We start from the raw sequence: 21,356 nt of genomic DNA on the forward strand, positions 1-21,356 counted from the left end.
CGACCTCGCCGGCGGCCAGGGCTCAGCGCACGTCACGACGGATCGCGCCCACCCCGGGCTACTCGGCGTCGCCGGCCGCGGCGCTCTCCGCGACCGCGCCGTCGCGCAACGACGGGATGGCGTGGCCCATCCGGAGGCGCTTCGCCTCGAGGTAGGGCGCGGAGAACGGGTTGGCCGGGACGATGGCCGGGGCGCGCGAGGAGATCCGCACGCCGAGCGCGCGGAGCGCCTCCACCTTGTCCGGGTTGTTCGTGAGCAGCCGGATCGACTCGATGCCGAGGTGGTCGATCATCGCCGCGGCGGGCTCGTAGCCGCGGGCGTCGTCGGGCAGGCCGAGGATGCGGTTGGCGTCGACCGTGTCGTGGCCGAACGCCTGGAGCTGGTACGCGCGGATCTTGTTGGCGAGCCCGATGCCGCGCCCCTCCTGCCGCAGGTAGAGGACGACGCCGAGCCCGCGGCGGCCGATCTCGGCCTGGGACGACTCGAGCTGCTCGCGGCAGTCGCACTTCAGCGAGCCGAACACCTCGCTCGTGAGGCACTCGGAGTGGACGCGGAGGGTGACGTCCGACTTGCCGCGCACGTCGCCCATGATCAGGGCGACGTGATCGGGGGAGAGCCCCTGGTCGGAGCTCGCGGCCCCACCCCAGTGGAACACCAACATCTGGAAGACGCCGTGCTTCGTCGGCACGGGCGCCTGGGCGCGAATATCGAGCTGAGGCCGGATCGCCGTCGTCGGGACGTACATCTCGCTCTCCTGGTGGAGGAATCCTGGGTCTCGTGTCAAGCAAGGAACGGCGCATCACGTATGCCCGCTTACCCTGCCGATGTCCGGCCACCCCTGAAGGTGACGTCAATCAAGTAGCGTAAGCCCTGAACAGGGACAAGGTAAGCTCTCCAAGTTGTTGCTCTGGGGGCATACGGGACGCACCTCAGCGGGCTCAGCGCGGCGCGGGCGCCGGTCTGGCCGAGGTCCCGCGCGAGCTGCGCGGCGAGCGGGCGCGCCACCTCCGGGAGGTCGAAGGGCCACGCGCAGCGGAGGGTGGCCGACGGGTGCTCGGCGCGGAGCCGCGCGATGGCCTCGGGGCCGAGGCGCCTCGGCGCCCGCGCCGCGCGCTCCTCAGAACCACTCCGGTCGCATCCTGGCGTACGAGTCGTCGCCCGAGCGGCAGAGCGCCGCGAGCGCCTCGACCCGCGGCAGCTCCGTCGAGAACCAGTACTGCGCCGCGCACAGCTTGCCCTCGTAGAAGCCGGCCGGCGAGGCGCCCCGGGCCAGCCCCTCCCGGGCCGCCGCGGCCATCGCGAGCCACTGCCAGGCGACCACGAGGACCGAGGCGAGCTCCAGGTAATCTGCGCTGTGCCGCAGCATCCGCTCGACGTCGCCGCGGACCCCCGCCTCCGCGAGGTGGGCCGTCAGCTCGCCGAGCAGCGACATCGACGCGCCGAGCCGCTCGCCCCACGCGGGCTCGACCCCGGCCTGCTGCGCGCGGCCGATCGCCTGCTCGACCTCGCCGCCGAGCGCCAGGAGCGCCGCGCCGCCCCCGGCCACGACCTTGCGGCCGAGGAGGTCGAGGCCCTGGATCCCCGTCGTCCCCTCGTGGATCGAGTTGAGCTTCTGGTCCCGGAGCCACGCCTCCGGGAGGTACTCGCTCGAGTAGCCGTAGCCGCCGTGGACCTGGAGCGCGAGGGCGTTCGACTCGAAGCCCTTCTCGGCGGGGAAGGTCTTGGCGATGGGCGTGAGCAGGTCGAGGAGCCGCTGCGCGCGCTCCCGCTCCGCCGCGTCGGCGGCGTGCGCCGCGAGATCGGCGTACCGCGCCGTCGTGGCGAGCAGCGCGAGGCTGCCCTCCACGATGGCCTTCTGCCGGAGCAGCATCCGGCGCACGTCGGCGTGCTCGAGGATCGGCACCTGCGGCGCCGCCGGGTCCTTCGAGCCGAGCCGCCGGCCCTGCGGCCGGACGAGCGCATAGCCGAGCGCCTCGTGGTAGGCCGCCGAGGCGGTCGCCGCGCCGTTCACGCCCACCATGATCCGGGCCTCGTTCATCATCTGGAACATGTAGGCGATGCCCTGGTGGGGGCTGCCCACGAGGTAGCCGTGGCAGTCGTCCCGCTCGCCGAAGCTCATCGCCAGGCTCGGGAGCCCGCGCCAGCCGATCTTGTGGATCACGCCGGCGACCTCCACGTCGTTCGGGACGAGCTGTCCGCCCTCGGTCCCTCGCTCGGGCCGCCGCTTGGGCACGGCGAACAGGCTCACCCCCTTGATGCCCTGCGGCGCGCCCTCGATGCGCGCCAGCACGAGGTGGACGATGTTCTCGGTGAGGTCGTGATCGCCGCCCGAGATGAAGATCTTCGACCCGCGGACGAGGTAGTGCCCGGCCTGGGTCGGCGCCGCGCGCGTCTGCACGTCGGCCAGGCTCGAGCCGGCCTGGGGCTCGGTGAGCGCCATCGTCCCGGTCCACTCGCCGGCGTACATCCGGGTCATGAAGGCGGACCTCAGGGCGTCGTCGCCGAACGCCTCGATCAGGTGCGCCGCCCCGGTCGTCAGCCCGAGGTAGCCGCACGCGCTCAGGTTGGCCGCCTGCAGGTAGGCGCCGGCGAGCGTGGCGACGACGAGCGGCAGCTGCTGGCCTCCCACCGCGGCCGGCCGCGTCGCGGTGAGCATCCCGAGCTCGACCATCGGCCGGAAGACCTGCTTGAGGGCGGGGTGCACCGTGACGGCGCCGCCCTCGAAGCGCGGCGGAGACGCGTCCACCGGCCGATAGGTCGGGAACAGCACCTCCCGCGCGAACCGCCGGCAGCTCTGGAGGTAGAGGTCGAACGTCTCCCGCGCGTGATCGGCGAAATAGGGGAGCTCGCAGAGGCGCGGCGCGTCGAGCACCTCGTAGAGGAGGAACTCGACGTCGCGGTCGTTGAGCAGCGGGTTCTGAGGGGCGGTCATGGGGTCTCTCGCCGGATCCCGTCCGGTCTTCTCGGGTGAGGCGCTCGCCCGAGGATAGCGCGGTCCACGCGAGGTGGATCCCTCAAGCTCCAGCGCTCCTGGACGCCGCCCCCCGTTTCCTGGACGCCGCCCCCCGTTTCCTGGACGCCGCCCCCCGTTCCTGGACGCCGCCCCCCGTTTCCTGGACGCCGCCCCCCGTTTCCTGGACGCCGCCCCCCATTTCCTGGACGCCGCCCCACGCTTCCTGGACGCCGCCCCCCGTTTCCTGGACGCCGCTCCGTACCCTTCATCGACAGCATCCCAAGGACCGCGACCCCGAGCGAGAGCGGCAATGGGTGCGTTCAGGAGGAGGAGGAGGAGGAGCAGGCGTATTCCGATCAGAGCCCAGCCGGGCTCGAGGTCAACACGCCGCCGAGCGAGGTCCAGCTCGACCAGCCGCCATCGTAGTACCTGTGCCAGATGGCGTTGTCGGCGCCGCGCGCGAACACCGTCAGTCGCCCTTCGGGCGTGACCGCGGAGCCGGGCTGGTCGACCATCGCGCCGCCGAGCGAGAACCAGCCGGACCAGCCGCCGTCATAGTACCGGTGCCAGATCGCGTCGTCGGGGCGGCGCGCGAACACCGTCAGTCGCCCCTCGGCCGTGACGACCGCGGAGGGGCCCGACGCGACGGCGCCGCCGAGCGAGATCCAGCTGGACCAGCCGCCGTCGTAGTACCGGTGGACGAGCTCGCCGCTCGTGCTCCTCGCGAAGACGACAAGGCGCCCATCGGCCGTGACGACCGCCGCCGGATCATGCGTGGTCGCGCCGCCGAGCGAGATCCAGCTGGACCAGCCGCCGTCATAGTACTTGTGCCAGATGGCGTTGTCGGTGCCGCGCGCGAACACCGTCAGTCGCCCCTCGCGCGTCACGGTCGCGGCGGGGGCCGAGGCGAGGGTGCCGCCGAGCGAGATCCAGCCGGACCAGCCGCCGTCATAGTACTTGTGCCAGATGGCTTTGTCGGTGCCCTTCGCGAACACCGTCAGGCGGCCCTCCCGCGTGAGCGTGGCGGACGGCGCCGAGGCGAGGGTGCCGCCGAGCGAGGTCCAGCCGGACCAGCCGCCGTCGTAGAACTTGTGCCAGATGGCGCCGTCCGAGCCCTTCGAGAACACGACGAGCCGCTGCGTCACGTCGCGGAGGATCGGGGACTCCTCGATGATCGACGTGATCCTGACGCCGGCGTTGGCGCCTCCGACCGAGGTGCACCCGCCGTTCGTGTGGACGCCGACGAGCTTGCCAGACGGGCCACGCAGCACGCCTGAGCCGGAGTTGCCGCCGAGCGTGTCGAGGGAGCCATACTGGAGATAATCGCCGCTGAAGCTGCTGGCGGGGCCCGCGTCGATCTGCTTGGGCTCGCCGCTCGGGTGGCCGATGACGGCGAGCATGTCGTTGACCGCGGCGTCCGTCGTGGAGACCACCGTGAAGCCGTAGCTCGCGGCGGCGCTCTGCGCGAGCTGCACGACGGCGTAATCCAGGCCGCCTCGCCGGTGCTCGCGCAGGGACACGATGTCGAACGACACCGCGGTCCTGAGGCCGCCGCTCGGGTCCTCCTGGTAACCGAAGTTGACGCGCATCTCGGCGGCCCCCTGGCTCGCCGAGATCGGCGTGTTCGCGGCGGTCCGGGGCCAGGTCCAGCCACCGCCGTCAGGATCGAAGCAATGGCCGGCGGTCAAGAAGAGGTTGTGCGCGATCAGCGTCCCGGAGCAGGTGCGGGTGCCGCTCACGTTGCCCGGGTTCGCGTAGCGGGACGCGAGATCGCTCTTCCATTGGATCTGCCCGACCGGCGCCTGGTGCGCTCCGACGAACCCCGCCGTCACGCCGAGCGTGCCGTCGTACTGCTCGACGTGCTGGAAATCGCTCGTGCTGCCGCAGATGCTGGGCTGGGATACCTCGCCCACGAGCTGCTCGTCGAGATCAGGCGCCGCAACGCAGCCCATCATCATCGCCGATGCCGCCGTCAACGCGCTCGAGACCATTGCGGAATATCGCATGTCGATTCACCTCGGGTGGTGTTCTGCAGGTCGACGGGGAGCCCTCCCGGCGATCGCCGGAGACGGCGGCGGAAGGGGGACGTCCCTGCGTGTCCGGATGAATAGCAACCTTGATGCCACCGGCGCGCGCGCGCCTATCGGGGCGATTCGCTCGCGAAAACGACCGTTGCGCGGGCCTCGAGGCGCCCGGTCAGCGGCTGGAGTCTTCAGGGGTGGCGGCTCGGGCCATCACCTGGAGCAGCGGTCTGCTCCACCCGCATGCCGGGGCCGCGCGACGGCGGCAGCGCGTCGAGCGCCGGCGACGCGGCCAAGTACGACGGCAGGCGGCGGGAGGCAGCGCCCTCGAAGGGCGCCGCCGTTCGGTGGGACGGGTGAAGGGGGGGCGCTGCGCCTACTGCGCTGTGGATCGAGGATCGCGCTCGCAATCGAACGTCAGGTTGGCCTGGTAGGCCGCCGCCCGGTCCTCGGGCTCCGGCAGCAGGATGGTGCGCGTGCAGGGCATGTCGTAGCGCGCATGCACGAGCTCCTGGTACGACGTCACGGCCTGGTCGTACGAGGACCACCGCACGGTGGCGAGGCACGATTTGCTCCGGCAATCCACGTCCGCCACCTGGAAGCTCCCCTGCGCGGCGAGCGCGGAGAGGCTGGCGTTCAACCTGGCGCTCGCCTGGCCGTTCCACGCAGGGTCAGTCGCGTCGGCGGCGTGCATGGCCAGCCAGTCGTGCTCCCGCTGCCGGAGGATGGCGCGTTCCTCCTCGGGATCCATGTCGATAGCACCCGGCTCGACCGCAGGCTCGACCACGACCGCCTGACCGTCCGCCGACGATTCCGGAGACGCCGCGCGGCCGTCACGCGCCGCGGGCGCTCGATCCTGCGAGGAGCTCTCCGCCGGAGGCGATGGAGCCGCCGCGCCCGCGACGCGCTCCGGCTGCACGAGGCTCGAAGCGCCGACGGATGAAATGACGCCCGCGAGCCCCCCGGCGACGATCGGCAGAATGCGCGTCCACGAGGACAATCTTCCCTGATGCTTGGACATGGTTTATCCCTCGGCCTTGAGGCGATCCGTAGATCTCAGTCTGCGTGGGTCGGAGCTCCGCGTCCGCGGGTTCCTAGCCGCGTGGCTCGGAGCTCCGCGTTCGCTTGTCCCTCACAGGTCGTCGACGTGGTAGCCCATGAGCTTGGCGTACCGGCCGCCGTCGGTGCCCGGCAAGATCACCCTGACCTCGGGGAAATAGCCGACGGCTGCGCTCGTCCATGCAGTGGTGGGGGGAGAGAGGGTCACGAAATCCACCTGGGAGATGCCGGAGCTGACCCACGCCCCGCAGGTGGCGCCCACGCTGTTGTGGAAGGTGGCGCAGGCCGTCGCGTCGACGCTATCGACCGTGCTGTTGTCATAGGCGTAGACCCTCAAGTGGGTGACCTGCCCCTTGCTGAACGTGCTGTCGTCGATGATGGGGCACCCGAGGAAGGTCGAGTCCGCTTCGCCGTTGTTGAGCCGCCCCCCGGAGAAAATCGCGTCACCGTAGCAGAACGTCGAGGAGTAGTGCCGGTAAGCCGCGTCGGCGTCGTTGGCGAGGGTCGCGCCGAAGCCGACGAGCGCGGAGAGCACGAAGGGGGCGATCGTCTTGCTTGTCGTGTTCATGTTGTGGGATTCCTTTTGCTGATGGGTGGCTCCTCGGAGCCAGCGGATCTCGAGCACTGCATCCGCATCCCGGGCGCTGCGTCCCGCGATGCTCGCCCGAGGGAATGAGCAGAAAGCGAGCCACGCACGATCGGGCTCTATTTCGAGGGAATGGCGGGGGCGGGTGCGACGCGCCGGGGGCAGTCGACGGAGCCGCAGGCGCGGGGAGCGCCACGCGCCTGTCGCAGCGGCTGGAACAAGGGGCCAGTCAAGCCATGTCGACGGAGGTGACGCGCCATGCGCCGGAGGGCGATCTCCAGGACCTCGCCGACCTCGCGCGCCAGCAGAGGACCGAGCCTACCCGTCCGCGCCCCCGTCTCCACGCAGGCCGTAACGCTTCATCGCGCGCTGGATGAACTTCCGGTTCACCCGCGCGAGCTCCGCCGCGCGCGACACGTTGCCGCCCGTCTGCCGGAGCGCGGCGTCCAGGTAGGCCCTCTCGTACGCCTCGGCCACGCGCTCCCGGCCGGCGAGCAGCGGCTCGGTCAGGTCCACCGCGGGCGGGCCCTGCGCGCCCTCGCTGGGCACGGCCGGCGCCGGGGGGCCGCCCGCGCCGCCGGCCATGCCCAGCGCGAGCGCGCGGGCCAGCGCGTTGCGCAGCTCGCGGACGTTGCCGGGCCACGAGCGCGCCGCGAGCGCCGCCACCTCGTCCACGGAGAGCGACGGCCGCGACCCGGATCGGGGCTTGTGCCCCTCCTCGAAGTGACGGACGAGCAGCGGGATGTCGCCGTGCCGCTCGCGCAGCGGCGGCACGGCGACCTGGAGGACAGCGAGCCGGTAGTAGAGATCCTCGCGAAACCTGCCGCGCTCCACCTCGCGGGCGAGGTTTCTGTTCGTGGCGGCGACGATGCGCACGTCCACCCGCCGCGTCACGTTGGAGCCCACCCGCCGCACCTCGCGCCGCTCGAGAGCCCGCAGGAGCTTGGGCTGCAGATCGAGCGGCAGCTCGCCGACCTCGTCGAGGAACAGGGTGCCGCCGTCCGCCGCCTCGAACGCCCCCGGGCGCTCGGACACGGCGCTGGTGAAGGCGCCCTTCACATGGCCGAACAGCTCGCTCTCGATGAGCGCGGCGCTCACCGCCGAGCAGTCGAAGACCACGAAGGGCCCGCCGTGGCGTGGGCTCTCCTCGTGCACCGCCTCGGCCACGAGCTCCTTGCCGGTGCCGGTCTCGCCCTCGACGAGCACGGTGGCGTCGGTGAGCACGATCCGCTCCAGCACGGCGAAGAGCCGGCGCATGGCCACGCTGCGCCCGAGCATGCCGCCGAAGCGCTCGCGGTGGGAGAGCGGCAGCTCGATGACGTCGCTGAGCATCCGCAGGCGCAGCGTGGTGCCGCCGACGACGATGGCCGCGTCGGGGCGGGCATAGGCGTCCCGCACCTCCACGCCGTCGACCGATGTGCCGTTGCTGCTGCAGTCGTCGATCACGCGGATGCGCTCGCCCTCGACGCGGACGACGAGGTGGCGGCGGCTGACCGTGGGATCCTTGAGGACGAGGTCGCACTCGCGGCCGAGCCCGACGCGCGCCTCCGGCCCGGGCAGATCGGCGACGAGCCCTCGATCCGGGCCGTCCACGACCTCGACGCGGATCTTGCGTGAGGCGAGCCTGTAGGCGCCGTCGCGCTCGATCGGCTTCGTCAGCTCCTCTGCCACGCATCGAAGTATACGCGGGCGGCGCCTCGCCGGGGGAGCCGGCGGCGTGCGCGCCCGGTGCCATGCCGGGGAGCTGCGCTCGCGGCTCCTCGGCGCGCGCTCGGCACGGTGGGCGCAACGATGGCTCGCAGGAGGAAGGGCGATGCGCGGTAGGATGCGGGCCGCAGGCAGCGGCCGTGGAGGCGCGGGACACATGACCCGAGGGAGTGGATGGATCGGAGGCCTGACGTCGCTCCTCGTGGCCTGGCTCGCGCTGGCGGCGAGCGCCCACGCCGCCGAGCCGCGCGGCGCCGTGCTCGGGCCGGGAGATACGACGGCCGCGCTCTGGTACATGAGCGAGGACTACACGGCCGAGGCACGCTGGGCAGAGTCCCGCATCGCGTCCCTCGAGAAGCGGCCATCGAACCGCGGTGGCCTCCCGGGGGATGCGGTCCAACGTGACGCGACGATCTTCCCTGATCTGATGGTTCTCGGGGCCGCGCGGATGGGGGCCGGAGATCACTCCAGCGCCGTGCCGCTGCTCGCCCGCGCCCTCGCCGTGGCGGCGCGCGATCACGCAGCGCAGCCGGAGGACGACGATCGGCGCGGTCGGCTCGCGATGGCCCTCGCGCTGCTCGGCGAGCTGCGCATGAAGCAAGGCGATTACGCCGCTGCGGAGCCGCTCCTCACGCGCGCGACGTCGCTGTGGGGAGAGGCTCATGGCCGGTGGGCTTACCAGGGATTCGTTGGAGCCCTGGACAGCCTCGCTCGCCTGCTCCTGGCAAAGGCGGAGTACGGCCGGGCCGACGCGCTCCTGAGCGCGCTCCCGAAGGGCACGGCCCGCCAGAATCACTTCGTCCTGACCCTGGCGGAGCTCGAGATTGCACGCGCGCAGCACGGGCGCGCCGAGGACCGCCTCCGGAGACAATCGAGCGGGAGATGCGAAGAGGGCGACCGCCCCAGCGCCGCGCGCTGCCTCCAGGACCTCGCCGACATCCACACCGAAGCGGGCGATCCGGCGCTGGCCCGGCCGCTCCTCGAGCGCGCGATCGGCCTCCTCGAGAGGGTGCTCGGCCCGGAGCACCCGAGCCTCGCCGCCGCGCTGGACCGGCTCGCGGCGGTCCAGCTGCTGCAGGGGGCCGAGCCCTCGGAGGTCGAGCCGCTCGTCGAGCGGGCGCTCTCGCTGCGCGACAGGACGCTCGGCAAGGGTCACGTGGGACGGAGCACCTCCCTGATGCTCCGCGGCGATCTCGCGCTGAGGCGCGGCGATCCTGCGGCCGCGGAGCGCGCCTACCGCGACGCGCTCGCGCTCCGCGAGCAGCGCCTCGGCGACAGGCACCCGGGCGTCGCGGAGGCGCTCGCCGCGCTCGGCCAGCTCCGGGAAGAGTGCGGGGAGCCTCGGGCCGCCGAGCCGCTCCATCGGCGCGCGCTCGCCATCGAGGAGGCCGCCTTCGGCCCGGACCATCCGCGCGTCGTCCGCGCCCTGCTGCGGCTCGGCCGGCACCGGCTCGACCAGGGGGCGATCGGCGAGGCCATGGGCCTGCTCGCGCGCGGCGCGGACATCCAGGACCGGCGCGCGCTCGCGCTGCTCCCCGCGGCGAGCGAGGAGCAGAGGACCGCCCTCGCCGGCGCGCTCCGCGACGAGACAGATCTCCTCCTCTCGCTGCACGCGGACAGCGCTCCTTCCGACGCGGAGGCGGCGCGCCTCGCCTTCACCGCGGTGCTCCGGCGCAAGGGCGTGGTCCTCGACGCCGCCGCGGACCGGATCGCCGCGCTCAGGGACCGGAGCCGCCCCGACGACGCGATGCTCCTCCGGCAGCTCGTCTCCGTCGAGGCGCGGCTCGCCGATCTCATCATCCGCCTCCCCTCCTCGGGGCAGCCTGGCGAGCTCCGCGCGTCGATCGACGAGCTCGAGCGAAAGAAGGAGGCGCTTGAAGAAGAGATCGGCCGGCGCGGCGCCCCGCTGCGGATCGACGACGCGCCGGTCACCCTGGACCGCGTGGTCGCCGCCCTGCCGCAGGGAGCGGCGCTCGTCGAGCTCGTCGTGCGCCGCCCGCGCGTGCGCGAGCGCGGCGGCGCCGCGCCGCTCGCCTGGGGCGCGCCGCGGTATGCGGCGTACGTGCTCCACGCGGACGGCCGCGTCGCCTGGGTCGACCTCCGCGACGCGGCGCCGATCGACGCGGCCGCCGGCGACCTGCGGCGCGCCTTCGCCCAGCTGCTCCGTGACCCGCAGCGCGCCGCGCGCGCCGTCGACGAGCGCGTCATGCAGCCGGTGCGGGCGCTGCTCGGCGGCGTCCGCTGGATCTTCCTCAGCCCCGACGGCGAGCTCAACCTGGTCCCCTTCGGCGCGCTCGTCGACGAGCAGGGCAGCTACCTGCTGGAGCACAGCTCGTTCACCTACCTGACGAGCGGCCGCGATCTGCTCCGCGCCCGGCATCACGACCCGCGGCGCGCCGAACCCGGGTTGTCTGCGCTGGTCATCGGGGCGCCGGAGTTCGGCGACGCGACCCGGCACGCGCGCTTCCGCCGCGAGGCCCCGGCCGGCGCGGCGCCGGCGAGGCGGTCGATCGACATGCGCGCGCTGTCCTTCCCGGCCCTCCCCGGCACGCTGCCCGAGGCGACGGCGATCGCGCGGCGGTTCCCGGGGGCGAAGGTGCTCACCGGGCTCGGCGCGACCGAGGAAGCGCTCAAGAGCGCGGCGCACCCGCGGATCCTCCACCTCGCGACGCACGGGTTCTTCCTCCCCGACAGCGAGCACGCGGGCGGGGCCGCCGGCGAGAACCCGCTGCTGCGCGCCGGCGTGGCGCTCGCCTCGGCCAACCGGCCCTACGACGGCCCCGAGGACGGTGTCCTGACCGCGCTGGAGGCCTCGGGCCTGGACCTGTACGGCACGCAGCTTGTCGTGCTGTCCGCCTGCGAGACGGGCCTCGGCGAGGTGAAGCGGGCGGACGGGGTCCACGGCCTGCGGCGAGCGCTGGTGCTCGCCGGGGCGGAGACCCAGGTGATGAGCCTCTGGAAGGTCCAGGACCGCGAGACCCGCAACCTGATGGAGGCCTACTACGAGAAGCTCGCCGCCGGGGGGGGGCCGGGTCGAGGCCATGCGGCAGGCGCAGATCGAGATGCGGTCCCGACCCGGAACGGCACACCCCTTCTACTGGGCTGCGTTCATCGTCTCCGGCGACGGCGCGGCCCTCGACGGCCGCGAGGTGGCGCCGCGGCCGGCCGCGCCGCGCGCCGTGCCCTCCGTGCCGCCCGGGCCCCGCGGCTGCGCGTGCGACGCGGCGGGTACGGGCGCTTTCTCCGGGAGCGCCGGGAGCGGCGCGCTCCTCGCGGCGGGCGTCCTCGTCGGGAGCCTCCGGCGACGGGGCGCCGCCCTGCGGCCACGGGCCGCTCGATCCGCCGTCCGGGAGGCCTGTCCGGGCGGATCACGCCCGCTTCGTCGTGGCGACCCACGCCCGCGCCTCGTCCATCAGCCCGAGCGTGAGCGGGCGCAACGTCACGCCCGACCCGGCGGCCTCGGCGACCGCCTCCTCCAGGGCCGCGACCACGAGCTCGCCGCACCGCGCGAGGTGCAGGAGCTCCCACAGCCGCGCGCCCAGCGCGAGATCGCGGTCGGCCCGGGCCTCCGCGACGCTCCTGGCCGCGCGCGCGTCGGCGAGCGCGTCGTCGTAGCGGCCGGCCAGGGCCAGGATCTCCGCGCGCCGCAGGAGGGTGAGCGCCTGGCGGCGGTCGCGGTGGGCGCGCTGCAGCGCCTCGGCCTCGTCGGCCGCGGCGAGCGCGCCAGGGAGATCTCCGACGCGCCGGAGCGCGTCCGCGCGCAGCGACAGCGCGCTCGCGCGCAGCCCCGGATCGCCGGCCTCCGCCGCGAGCTCGGCGGTGCGCCTGGCCGTCTCCGCGGCCTCGATCGCGCGGCCGTCGCGTAGCAGGAACGCGGCCAGGTTGGTCAGCACGAGGCGAAGCTGGCCGCGCATGCCGTCCGCCTCGGCCTGACCGGCGATCCTCTCGAGCCGCCCGATCGCCTCGCCGAGCCGGCCGCGCTCGGCGTCGAGCACCGCGAGATCCGCCTCGATGTGCAGCCTGTGCCAGCGCGATCCGAGCGCCGAGGCGATCGCGAGCGCGCGCGTGAGGTCCTCCTCGGCCACCGCGAGCTCGCGGCGGTTCGAGGCGTAGTTCAGCTCGAAGCGCAGCACGCGCGCCCCGAACTCCAGCGCCGGCCCGGCGCGCGCCCCGAGCGCCACCGCCTCCCCCGCGAGCTCCATGGCCCGCTCGGGGACGGCGACGCCGGCGAGCGCCATGCGCGCCTCGCAGCGGAGGGCCTCGTCGGGCTGGGCGTCGGCGGCCGCGAGCAGGCCGGGATCGTCGTAGCCCTCCTCGCGCAGGCCCCGCGCCACCTCCAGCCGGCAGAGCCGGCGCCGCAGCGCCACCTCGGCGCGGCGCGCGGGGAACACCGCCGCGCGCGCGTCGAGCGCGTCGAGCCGCCGCCGCGCCTCCTCGGGCTTCCTGCCGCGCAGCAGGGCGCGCACCACGTCGATCTCGGCGGCGGCGCGCTCGTCCGGATCCTCGATGAGCGCGGCGAGGCGCTCGCCGAGCTCCACCGCCTCGGTGAACAGGCCGGCCGACATCGCCGCGGCCATCGCCGGGCCCAGCCAGCGCCGCGCCTCCGGGGCCGCGCCCAGGCGCTCGTAGCCGGAGGCCAGGAACGCGGCGTCGGCGGCCGCCGTGGGGCGGCGGGCGATGGCGTCGAGCAGCGCGCGGTGCAGGCGGCGCAGCCAGGGGCGCGGCCGGACCAGGTTGAGCACGGAGAGGCGCACCATCTCCTGGACGAAGCTGTACTCCGGCCCGTGCTGGCCGGCCCCGGAGGCGGTGAGCAGGCCGGCGTCCACGAGGGGGAGCAGCGCGGCCTCCAGCGCCTCGTCGTCGCGGCCCGCGGCCTCGGTGAGCACGTCCACGCCGAGGCCGCCGCCGTGGAGCGCCACGGCGGCCAGCGCGCGCAGGGCGAGGCGGCCTTCGTCGCTCGCGGGGTCGAGGTAGCTGGCGAGGCGCGCGACCACGAGGTCGGCGACCCCCGGGACGCCGCGGCTCGCGAGGTCGGGCTCGGCGGCATCCCAGGCGCCCGCGCGATAGACGAGCGCGCCGGTCTCGCGCCACGCGACGAGCGCGTGCACGATGAAGAACGGCACGCCGCCCGAGCCGCGCACGACCGCGCGCTCGAGCGCGGGCGCGACGGGGAGCGTGGCCTGGGCGAGGCGCGCGGCGTCCTCGTCGCCGAGCGGGCTGAGGGCGAGGTGCCGTGCGCCGGGGCGGGCGCGCCCGCGCGCCTCGGCGAGCAGCGCGCGCAGGGGTGGCGAAGGGCTCGGCTCGTCGCGCGCGGCCGCGAGGACCAGGAGGCGCGCCGGAGCGCCCCTGCGCGCCACCGTCGCGCCCACGCGCTCGACCAGGAGCCGCAGCAGCGCGAGGGTGTGCGCGTCGGCCCACTGGAGGTCGTCGAGGGCGAGGACCAGCGGCGCCTCGGTGCTCGCCGAGAGCAGCGCGTCCTCCACGCCCTCCAGCGCCGCGGTCGCGTCCGGCGCGCCGGGGAGCACGCTCGGCGAGAGGGCCCGCTCGATCGCGTCCACCACCAGGCCGAGCGCGCTCGCGGCCTCCGGCGGGAGCGCCTCCAGGGCGCGGAGCAGCGGCCGGAGGGGGCCCTTCCGCTCCGGGGAGCAGGCGGCACGCAGGACGCGGTCCGCGCCGAAGCTCTCGCGCTCGAGCGCCGCGGCGAGCAGGTGGGTGCGGCCGACGCCGAGCGGCCCGGTGATCAACGCGGCGCGGACCCCGCCTCCGCGCACCTCCGCGGCGAGGCGCGCGAGCGCCGCGAGGGCGTCGTCGCAGCCGAAGAGCGGGGTGTGCAGGCAGGGCGCGGGCGGCGCGAGGGTCTCGGTCGGCGCCCTCGAGCCCTCGACCTGCGAGGCCGGACGCGAGACCGGCGCGATCGGGCTCCCGACGTGCGCGGCCGGACGCGCCTCAAGCACGGTCGGGCCCTCGACCTGCGGGGCCCGCCCCGCGATCCCGCGCGGGGCGGTGGGCATCGCAGGCTGGGAGTCGAACGCGTCCAGGTCGTGCGGGGCGGCTCTCTCGCCCGGAGGACCATGCTCCGCGCGCCGGAGGTGCGGCAGAACCTCGCCGGTCGAGAGCGCGAGCACGCGCTCGAGCTCGCGCGCGACCCACTCGGCGTGGCGCGGGCGCGCGCGGGGATCGGGATCCAGGAGGAGCGCGGTGAGATCCGCGAGCGGCGCGAGCGCGGGCGTGTCCAGCGGCAGGATCGCGTCGAGCCGGGGCGCACGCCGCCGGGGATGGACGGCCACGGGCCCGCCCGCGGGGTCGAGCGGGACCTGGCCGGTGCACAGGCGCAAGACGGTGGCGCCGAGGGCGTAGAGGTCGGCGGCAGGGGTGGCCGCGCCGCCGAGCAGGATCTCCGGCGCGATGAAGCCGGGGGTGCCGACGAGGAGCGGCGCGGCGGCGCCTCGCGGCCGGAGCGCGGGGTCATCGACGACGATGCCGAAGTCGATCAGCTTGTGGACCGGATGGGCGGCGAGGCCCTGGCCCTCGCCGCGCGCCCCTCTCGGTGCGGCGCGCTCGATGATGTTGGCCGGCTTGACGTCGCGGTGCACGAGGCCGGCGCCGTGCACGGCCGCCAGCGCCCAGGCGACGCCGAGGGCGGCCCTCGCGACCCCATCGGGGCTCAGCGGGCCGGCCTCCGCGAGACGGACATCGAGGCTCACGCCCGCGATGTGCTCCATGGCGAGGCCCACCACGCCCCAGGCGTCGTCGCGGTGCAGGGCATAGAAGCGGACGACGTTCGGGTGCTCGACGCGGCAGAGGGCGCGCGCCTCGTCGAGGATCGCATCGCGCCAGCGCGTGGCGTCCGCCGAGCCCGGGGAGAGGCCCATCGGGAGGAAAAAGAGCTTGATCGCAGCGTCGCGGAGCTTGCGTCCCTCGTAGACCTCGTCTGCCAGCCAGACGGGGGCGAAGCCGCCGCGGCCGATCTGACGGATCAGCCGGAACGGACCGAGCCAGCGATCCGCAGCGGGGCGCTGCAGGAAAGCGGGCGCTACGGAGGAGGTGGGAGACGGCATCCAGCCGGCGACGATGCTACCGCGGCCGGGCCTGCGCCGGATCACGGTTCGTGGGGGACATGTAGGGTCACCCGGCGGGTCTCGAAGGCGGCCGGGGCATGACCGGACCCGGAGTCCGAGCGCGGGTGCGACACGGCAGGGGCGGCGGCGGCGCGGGACGCGCGGCGCCGGGGACGGCGTGGATTGCTGGTTGCCAGGAGGGTGCTCCTTGAGACCCAATCGCCGCACCGCGCGCGCCGGATCGCCGGACGCAAGCGGATGCTGCCCACGTGCAAGCACGGAGAGTTGTCATGTCCCGAAGCCTGATCCTGATGCTTCTCGCGTCGCTCGCCCTCGCGACGACCGCCTGCCAGAGCAGCCTGCCGCAGCCTGCCGACACCCCTGCCGCCGCCACGCCCGCCGGGGCGCGCGAAGGCGCGACCCCGGACACCGCACCTGCAAGCCGCGCGCAGACGACGGCCGCCGGTGAAGCCGAAGAGGACGTCTGCGCGGACCAGCAGCCGACCGGCGATCCGCCGGTATGCCCTTCAGGCTGCGTCTGGGACGAGGGCAAACAGCGGTGTGCGCAGCTCCGCGGCGTGATCGTCGACCAGCGCCCCGAAACGCTGCGGCCCCCGCTCATCCCGGACGTCCGCCCCGTGAAGATCCCGACGCCGTGATCCTTGCGCGCGTTCGGCCGGCACGCTCGTGCTGGCCGCCCGTCGTTGGGCCGAGGTGGGACTCGGTGGCGGCGCCATGGCGGAGGGCGGGGACCCGACCTCCCCACCCAACGACCGGCCCTAGCTCTCCGGCGCGGCGGGGTGCGCCGGACCGGCGGGCGCCCGGCGCCCTGCGCGCCGCGCCCGGAGCCGCGCGACGCGCCCCTGCACGTCGTCGGCGACCACGTAGAACGCCGGCACCACGAGCAGGCTCAGCGCCGTCGAGACGAGGAGGCCGCCGATGACCGCGGCGGCCATCGGGGCCCGGATCTCGGCCCCGGGGCCGAGCGCCAGCGCCGACGGGACCGCGGCCATCAGCGTCGCCGTCGAGGTCATCAGGATCGGGCGCAGCCGCACCGGGCCGGCGCGGAGCATCGCCGTGCGGGCGTCCATGGCCTCCCCTGCCCCGCGCTCGCGCCCCGGTTCATCGTGGGCCGCGCGCCCGCCCTCACGCCTCACCTCGATCGCGTGATCCACGAGGAGGATCGAGTTCTTCTTCACGATCCCCATGAGCAGGAGGATGCCGATCATGCTGAAGATGTTGAGCGTGTGCCCCGAGAGGTGCAGCGCGAAGGCGGCGCCCGCGATCGACAGCGGCAGGATCGTCAGCACCGTGACCGGGTGCAGGAACGAGTTGAACTGGGACGCCAGCACCATGTAGGCGACAAGGATCCCGAGCCCGAGCGCGAAGAGGAGGCCGCCCATAGACTCGCGGAACGTCACGCTCGCGCCGCCCAGCACGAGGCGGTAGCCGGCCGGCAGGTCCCGGCCGAGCTCCTCGACCCGGGCGACCGCCTCGCCCTGGGAGTGCCCGGGCGCGATGTTGCCGAAGATCGAGATCGCGCGCTCCCGGTCGCGGCGCGTGATCGCCTGCAGCGCCGGGAGCTCCTCGTAGGTGACGACCGACGTCAGCGGGACCAGCGCGCCCGACGCGCTCCTCACCTGGATGCGCGCGAGGTCCTCCGGCCGGCTCCGCTGCTCTGCGAGCAGGCGCGCGCGGACGTCGATGCGGCGCCCGTTGTCGTTGAACTTGGCGACGCGCCCGCCGCCGACCAGCGTGTTCAGCGTCGTCGCGATCGCCTCGACGCTCACGCCGAGATCCGCGGCGCGCGCCCGATCCGGCAGGATGCGGAGCTCGGGCATGCCGAGCTGGTAGTCGGTGTCGAGATCCACGACGAGGCCGCTCTGCGCGAGCTCGCCCCGCATGCGCTCGCTGTGCTTCGTGAGCTCTTCAAACGAGGGGCCGCGGATCGAGAACTCGACAGGGAAGCCGCGCTGCGCCGTGAACCCCGACTGCGAGAGGTCCTGGACCACGGCGCGCAGGCCGGGGTAGCCGTTCAGCTCCTTGCGGAGGACGCCCTGGAGGTCGGCCTGCGAGGACGACCGCTCGTCGGCCGGCTTCATCGTGACGAACAGGATGCCCGTGTTCACGGCGCCCCCGCCGAAGCCGCCGACCACGGCGAAGACGCGCGACACCGCCGGGTGCTCGCCCACGAACGCCTCGGCGCGCTGGAAGAGCCGGTCGGTCTCCTCGATATCCGAGCCGACCGCGGTCTGCAGGCGGACCATGAGCCGCCCCTGGTCCTGCGACGGGACGAACTCCGTCGGGAGCCGCTGCATCGTGACGATCGCGCCGGCGAAGAGGAGCGCGCCGAGCAGGACGACCACGAGCGGGAACCGGAGCGCCCGGGCGAGCAGCCAGCCGTAGCCGCGGGCGAGGGAGTCGAAGCCGCGATCGACGAGCCGCCCGAAGCGGCTCCGGCCCTCGCGCGAGACGTCGAGGATCTGCGCGCAGCGGGCCGGCGCGAGGGTGATCGCCTCCAGGTACGAGAGGAGCACGGCGATGCAGAGGGTCACGCCGAACTGGAGGAAGAAGCGGCCGACCACCCCCTCCATGAAGATGATCGGGATGAAGATCGCGACGACCGCGAGCGTCGCGGCGAGCGCCGCGAAGGTGATCTCGGCCGTGCCCTCGCGGGCGGCGCGGACGCGGTCCTTCCCCGCCTCGGCGTGCCGGTGGATGTTCTCGAGCACCATGATCGCGTCGTCGACGACGATGCCGACCGCGAGCGAGAGCCCGAGCAGCGTGAAGGTGTTCAGCGTGAAGCCGAGGAAGTAGATCGCGGCGACCGTGCCGAGCAGCGACATCGGGATCGCGAGGACGACGTTGAGCGTGCTGGAGAGCGAGCCGAGGAACATCCAGCAGACGAGGGCCGTGAGCGCGATGGCCATGCCGAGCTCGAGCTCGATCTCGTGGACCGACTCCTCGATGAACTTGGTCGAGTCGAAGTTCACCCCGACCTCCATCCCCTCGGGCAAGGTCTTCTCGACCTCGGCGAGCGCGGCCCGGACCCCCTGCGCGACCTCGACCGCGTTCGAGCCCCGCTGCTTCCTCACGCCGAGGCCCTGCGCGGGCTGGCCGTTCACCCGGGCGAGCCGGCGGACGTCCTCGAAGCCGTCCTCGACGAGCGCGACGTCCTCCAGGTACACCGTGCCGCGCGCCGACGACGGCGGGCCCGCCGGCTGGACGGCCGCGTCCGCCGGCCGGGCGGCGGGGCCGAGATCGCCCTGGCGGAGGACGATCTTCCTGAAGGTCGCGAGGTCGAGCGCCTCCCCCATCACCCGCACGTTCACCTCCCGGCCCTCGGTCTCGATGCGGCCGGCGGGGAGCTCGATGTGCTGGCGGCGCAGGGCCTCGGTGACCTCGGCGACGGTGAGCCCCCTGGCGGCGAGGCGCTCGGCGTCGAGCCAGATGCGGACGTTGCGCTCGAGGTAGCCGCCCAGGGTCAGCTCGCCGACGCCGGGCACCGTCTGGAGCTTCTCCTTCAGCCGGTAGCGCGCGATGTCGGCGACGAGCTGGGGGGAGAAGGGGCCGGAGAGCCCGACCCACATGATCGGCTGGTCCTCCGGGTTGCTCTTGGAGACGACGGGCGGGTCGAGGTCGAGCGGCAGCCGCCGCTGCGCCTGCGAGATCTTCGTCTGCACGTCCTGGAGCGCGACGTCGACGTCGCGCGACAGGTCGAGCTCGATGGTGACCGAGGCGCTGCCCTGACGCGACGTCGACGTGATCGACCGGATCCCCTCGACCTGGACGGCCGCCTCCTCGAGCGGCTCGACAACGTCGTGCTCCATGATCTCGGGGGCGGCGCCCTCCAGCGTGGCGGAGATGGTGATGGTGGGGAAGTCGACGTCGGGGAACTGGCTGATGCCGATGCGCGACACGGCCACGAGGCCGAAGACGATGGTCGCCGCCATCAGCATCCAGGCGAAGACCGGCTTCCGGAGGCACGCTTCGGTGAGGCTCACGGCGCGCTCCGCGTCGAGCTGGCGGGAGAGATCGCCGGCGCCGAGCCGGCCGGCGCCGGCGATGAGCTCGCGGGGAAGGTCGGCGACGGTGAGCCGGCCGTTGACCCAGGTGGCGCCGCGCCGGCGCCTTCGCCTTGCCTGGCGTGCCCCGCGGCCTGGCCTTCGGGCATGCTGCCGGGCTGCGCGGCGCGGACCTGGGAGCCGTCGCGCAGCGCCTCTGCGCCGCGCACCACAAGGCGCTCCCCCACGGAGAGCCCCGACTTGACCTCGACGCGGCCGTCCGCCGTGCGCAGCCCCAGCGAGAGCACGCGCTCGCGCGCGGTGGTGCCGTCGACCACGTAGGCGAGGAACCCGCGCTCGCTCGGGCGCACGGCGGTCTGCGGGATCACGGGGGCCTCGCCGCTCGCGCCCACGGGCACGGTCACCTCGGCGAAGGTGCCGGGGCGGAGCAGGTCCTTGCCCTCGCCCTGCACCTCGCCGGTCAAGGCGACCATGCGCGTCGCGGGATCCGCCGCGTCGGCGACGTGCGTGAGCTTCGCGGTGTAGGCCCGCGCGTCGCCCTTCACCGTGAAGCGCGCCTCCATGCCGGGCCGGACGCGCGCGGCGTCGGCGCCCGGGATCTGGAAGCGGAGCAGGAGCGGGTCGCGGCGGAGGAGCGTCGCGAGCACCGTGCCGACGGCGACGTGCTGGCCGGTCTGCACGGTGCGCGTCTGGATCTTCCCCTGGATGGGCGCGCGCACGTACGCGTCGCGCAGGTTGAGGAGCGCCTGGTCGACGGCGACCTTCGCTTCGGCGACCTGCGCGGCGGTCGTCGCCGACCTGGAGCGCCACGACGCGACGTCTTCCTTGCTGAAGACGCCCTCGGCGCCCTCGGCCTCGCGCCGCTCGAGGCCCGAGGCGGCCTCGGCCTGCGTGGCGGTCATGCGGTCGAGCGTCGCGCGCGCGGCGCGGACGGCGAGGTTGTACCGGGCCGGATCGATCTCGACGAGCACCTGCCCCGCCTTGACCTCGTCGCCCTCCATGAACCGCACCGCCTCGACGACGCCGGCGACGCGCGCGGTGAGCTGCACCTGCTCGAACGCATCGACCGAGCCGACGGCGGGCACGGCGTACTCGACCCGCTCCGCCGCGACCTGCGCGATCTCGACCGGGAAGCTCATCCCCTGCTTCCCTGGCCTGCGCCCCTGCTCGGGCGAGGCCTCCTCTCCCTTCTTGCAGGCCGGAGAGCCGATGAAGACAAGGCCCGCCACGAGGGCGAGCGCAGCGACGCGAAAAGGTTGGAGCGCCATCGAGCTGGAGGAGTAGCGCAACTCGCGGCCGTGCGCGCGTGCTTAGGCGGGGCGCGTCACGCCGCCCACGAGGCGCCTCGGAGGGGCGCGGCGCTCCCTACAACTTGCTCTCCGGCTTTCCCGCGCTCGGCGGTGGAACCCCGCGCTTCGCGCTCCCGCCTCGCGGCGCCGGGAGAGCGCTTCCGGCGGAGGTCGCCACCGGGATCGAGCTCACGGCAGCCGGTAGCGCCGCCGGCGGCCAGCGCGTGCACCGGTAGTCCCCGAGGACGATGTGCTCGCGCCGGCACCGGACCGAGATGTCCTTGCCCCGCACGATGAGCTGGAAGCTCCGGCCGAGCGAGCTGCGCACGTAGCCAATCAAGAGCTCATCACACGGAGCCTGCACGCCCTCGCACGCCTGGGCCCGCGCCATCGCGTCCACCTCCGGCTCTTCCGCCGCGTAATTGTTGACCAGCGCCAGCATCAGCCCGAGGCCAACGAGCCAGAGAAGAAAGCCGAACGATTGTCCCAGCACACGTCCCATGGAGACGACGTTAAACCTCCTCTCCCATAGAGAAAATCGATTTCATCTCCATGCTCTCGCGAAATGCACCGCGCCGGGCGACCCTGCCGCAGAGCATTTGCGATGATCCACGAATTTTCATTAACGATTTTTTACCGCTGCTCGTAAGCAGTCACG

The 21,356-nt window shown here is 73.9% G+C and carries 11 protein-coding genes and 1 pseudogene; 2 read left to right on the forward strand and 10 right to left on the reverse strand.

From position 1 onward, the window contains the following. Positions 1-58 precede the first annotated feature (58 nt). The 6 genes from ribA to WMF17_RS27720 form a co-directional block, all read right to left on the reverse strand. Entirely contained in the window at positions 59-745 is a 687-nt protein-coding gene (ribA, locus tag WMF17_RS27695) for a GTP cyclohydrolase II (RefSeq protein WP_437596165.1), read from the reverse strand. Between the two features lie 372 nt (positions 746-1,117). After that, positions 1,118-2,932 (reverse strand): acyl-CoA dehydrogenase, encoded by a 1,815-nt coding sequence (locus WMF17_RS27700; protein ID WP_437596166.1) that lies wholly within the window; start codon positions 2,930-2,932, stop codon positions 1,118-1,120. A gap of 377 nt (positions 2,933-3,309) precedes the next feature. Further along, entirely contained in the window at positions 3,310-4,959 is a 1,650-nt protein-coding gene (locus WMF17_RS27705) for a trypsin-like peptidase domain-containing protein (protein WP_437596167.1), read from the reverse strand. Between the two features lie 391 nt (positions 4,960-5,350). Then, positions 5,351-5,995, reverse strand: a complete 645-nt coding sequence (locus tag WMF17_RS27710; RefSeq protein ID WP_437596168.1) for a hypothetical protein — start codon at positions 5,993-5,995, stop codon at positions 5,351-5,353. A gap of 111 nt (positions 5,996-6,106) precedes the next feature. After that, the gene (locus WMF17_RS27715; protein ID WP_437596169.1) at positions 6,107-6,601 is read right to left on the reverse strand and encodes a hypothetical protein; all 495 of its coding nucleotides are present in this window, start codon (positions 6,599-6,601) and stop codon (positions 6,107-6,109) included. Between the two features lie 336 nt (positions 6,602-6,937). After that, positions 6,938-8,290 (reverse strand): sigma 54-interacting transcriptional regulator, encoded by a 1,353-nt coding sequence (locus WMF17_RS27720; protein ID WP_437596170.1) that lies wholly within the window; start codon positions 8,288-8,290, stop codon positions 6,938-6,940. A 598-nt stretch (positions 8,291-8,888) separates the two neighbouring features. Here WMF17_RS27720 and WMF17_RS27725 point away from each other — a divergent pair. Further along, positions 8,889-11,333, forward strand: a pseudogene (locus WMF17_RS27725) (CHAT domain-containing protein); the annotation flags it as partial. A gap of 361 nt (positions 11,334-11,694) precedes the next feature. Here the strand turns inward: WMF17_RS27725 and WMF17_RS27730 are convergent. Beyond that, positions 11,695-15,384 carry a serine/threonine-protein kinase gene (locus WMF17_RS27730; RefSeq protein WP_437644121.1) on the reverse strand — a complete coding sequence of 1,230 codons (3,690 nt, stop codon included), beginning with the start codon at positions 15,382-15,384 and terminating at the stop codon, positions 11,695-11,697. A gap of 290 nt (positions 15,385-15,674) precedes the next feature. Here WMF17_RS27730 and WMF17_RS27735 point away from each other — a divergent pair, with 290 nt between their 5' ends. Further along, positions 15,675-16,043: a hypothetical protein gene (locus WMF17_RS27735; protein WP_437596172.1), complete on the forward strand. Its 369-nt coding sequence runs from the start codon at positions 15,675-15,677 to the stop codon at positions 16,041-16,043. Between the two features lie 120 nt (positions 16,044-16,163). Here WMF17_RS27735 and WMF17_RS27740 read toward each other — a convergent pair whose 3' ends face one another. From WMF17_RS27740 to WMF17_RS27750, 3 genes are all read right to left on the reverse strand, one after another. Next, complete coding sequence (locus tag WMF17_RS27740; RefSeq protein WP_437644122.1) at positions 16,164-19,388, reverse strand: efflux RND transporter permease subunit; 3,225 nt, start codon at positions 19,386-19,388, stop codon at positions 16,164-16,166. Beyond that, positions 19,385-20,677, reverse strand: a complete 1,293-nt coding sequence (locus tag WMF17_RS27745) for an efflux RND transporter periplasmic adaptor subunit (protein WP_437644123.1) — start codon at positions 20,675-20,677, stop codon at positions 19,385-19,387. Before WMF17_RS27745 ends, WMF17_RS27740 begins: the two co-directional genes overlap by 4 nt. A gap of 97 nt (positions 20,678-20,774) precedes the next feature. After that, positions 20,775-21,200 carry a hypothetical protein gene (locus tag WMF17_RS27750; protein ID WP_437644124.1) on the reverse strand — a complete coding sequence of 142 codons (426 nt, stop codon included), beginning with the start codon at positions 21,198-21,200 and terminating at the stop codon, positions 20,775-20,777. Between the last annotated feature and the right edge of the window lie 156 nt (positions 21,201-21,356).

Source organism: Sorangium sp. So ce362, from assembly GCF_051519845.1.
GTDB lineage: Bacteria > Myxococcota_A > Polyangia > Polyangiales > Polyangiaceae > Sorangium.

Coding starts and splice junctions, on each gene's coding strand:
- WMF17_RS27750 (WP_437644124.1), bottom strand. CDS start 21,200: ATGGGACGTGTGCTGGGACAATCGTTCGGCTTTCTTCTCTGGCTCGTT.
- ribA (WP_437596165.1), bottom strand. CDS start 745: ATGTACGTCCCGACGACGGCGATCCGGCCTCAGCTCGATATTCGCGCC.
- WMF17_RS27745 (WP_437644123.1), bottom strand. CDS start 20,677: ATGGCGCTCCAACCTTTTCGCGTCGCTGCGCTCGCCCTCGTGGCGGGC.
- WMF17_RS27715 (WP_437596169.1), bottom strand. CDS start 6,601: ATGAACACGACAAGCAAGACGATCGCCCCCTTCGTGCTCTCCGCGCTC.
- WMF17_RS27705 (WP_437596167.1), bottom strand. CDS start 4,959: ATGCGATATTCCGCAATGGTCTCGAGCGCGTTGACGGCGGCATCGGCG.
- WMF17_RS27730 (WP_437644121.1), bottom strand. CDS start 15,384: ATGCCGTCTCCCACCTCCTCCGTAGCGCCCGCTTTCCTGCAGCGCCCC.
- WMF17_RS27700 (WP_437596166.1), bottom strand. CDS start 2,932: ATGACCGCCCCTCAGAACCCGCTGCTCAACGACCGCGACGTCGAGTTC.
- WMF17_RS27710 (WP_437596168.1), bottom strand. CDS start 5,995: ATGTCCAAGCATCAGGGAAGATTGTCCTCGTGGACGCGCATTCTGCCG.
- WMF17_RS27735 (WP_437596172.1), top strand. CDS start 15,675: ATGTCCCGAAGCCTGATCCTGATGCTTCTCGCGTCGCTCGCCCTCGCG.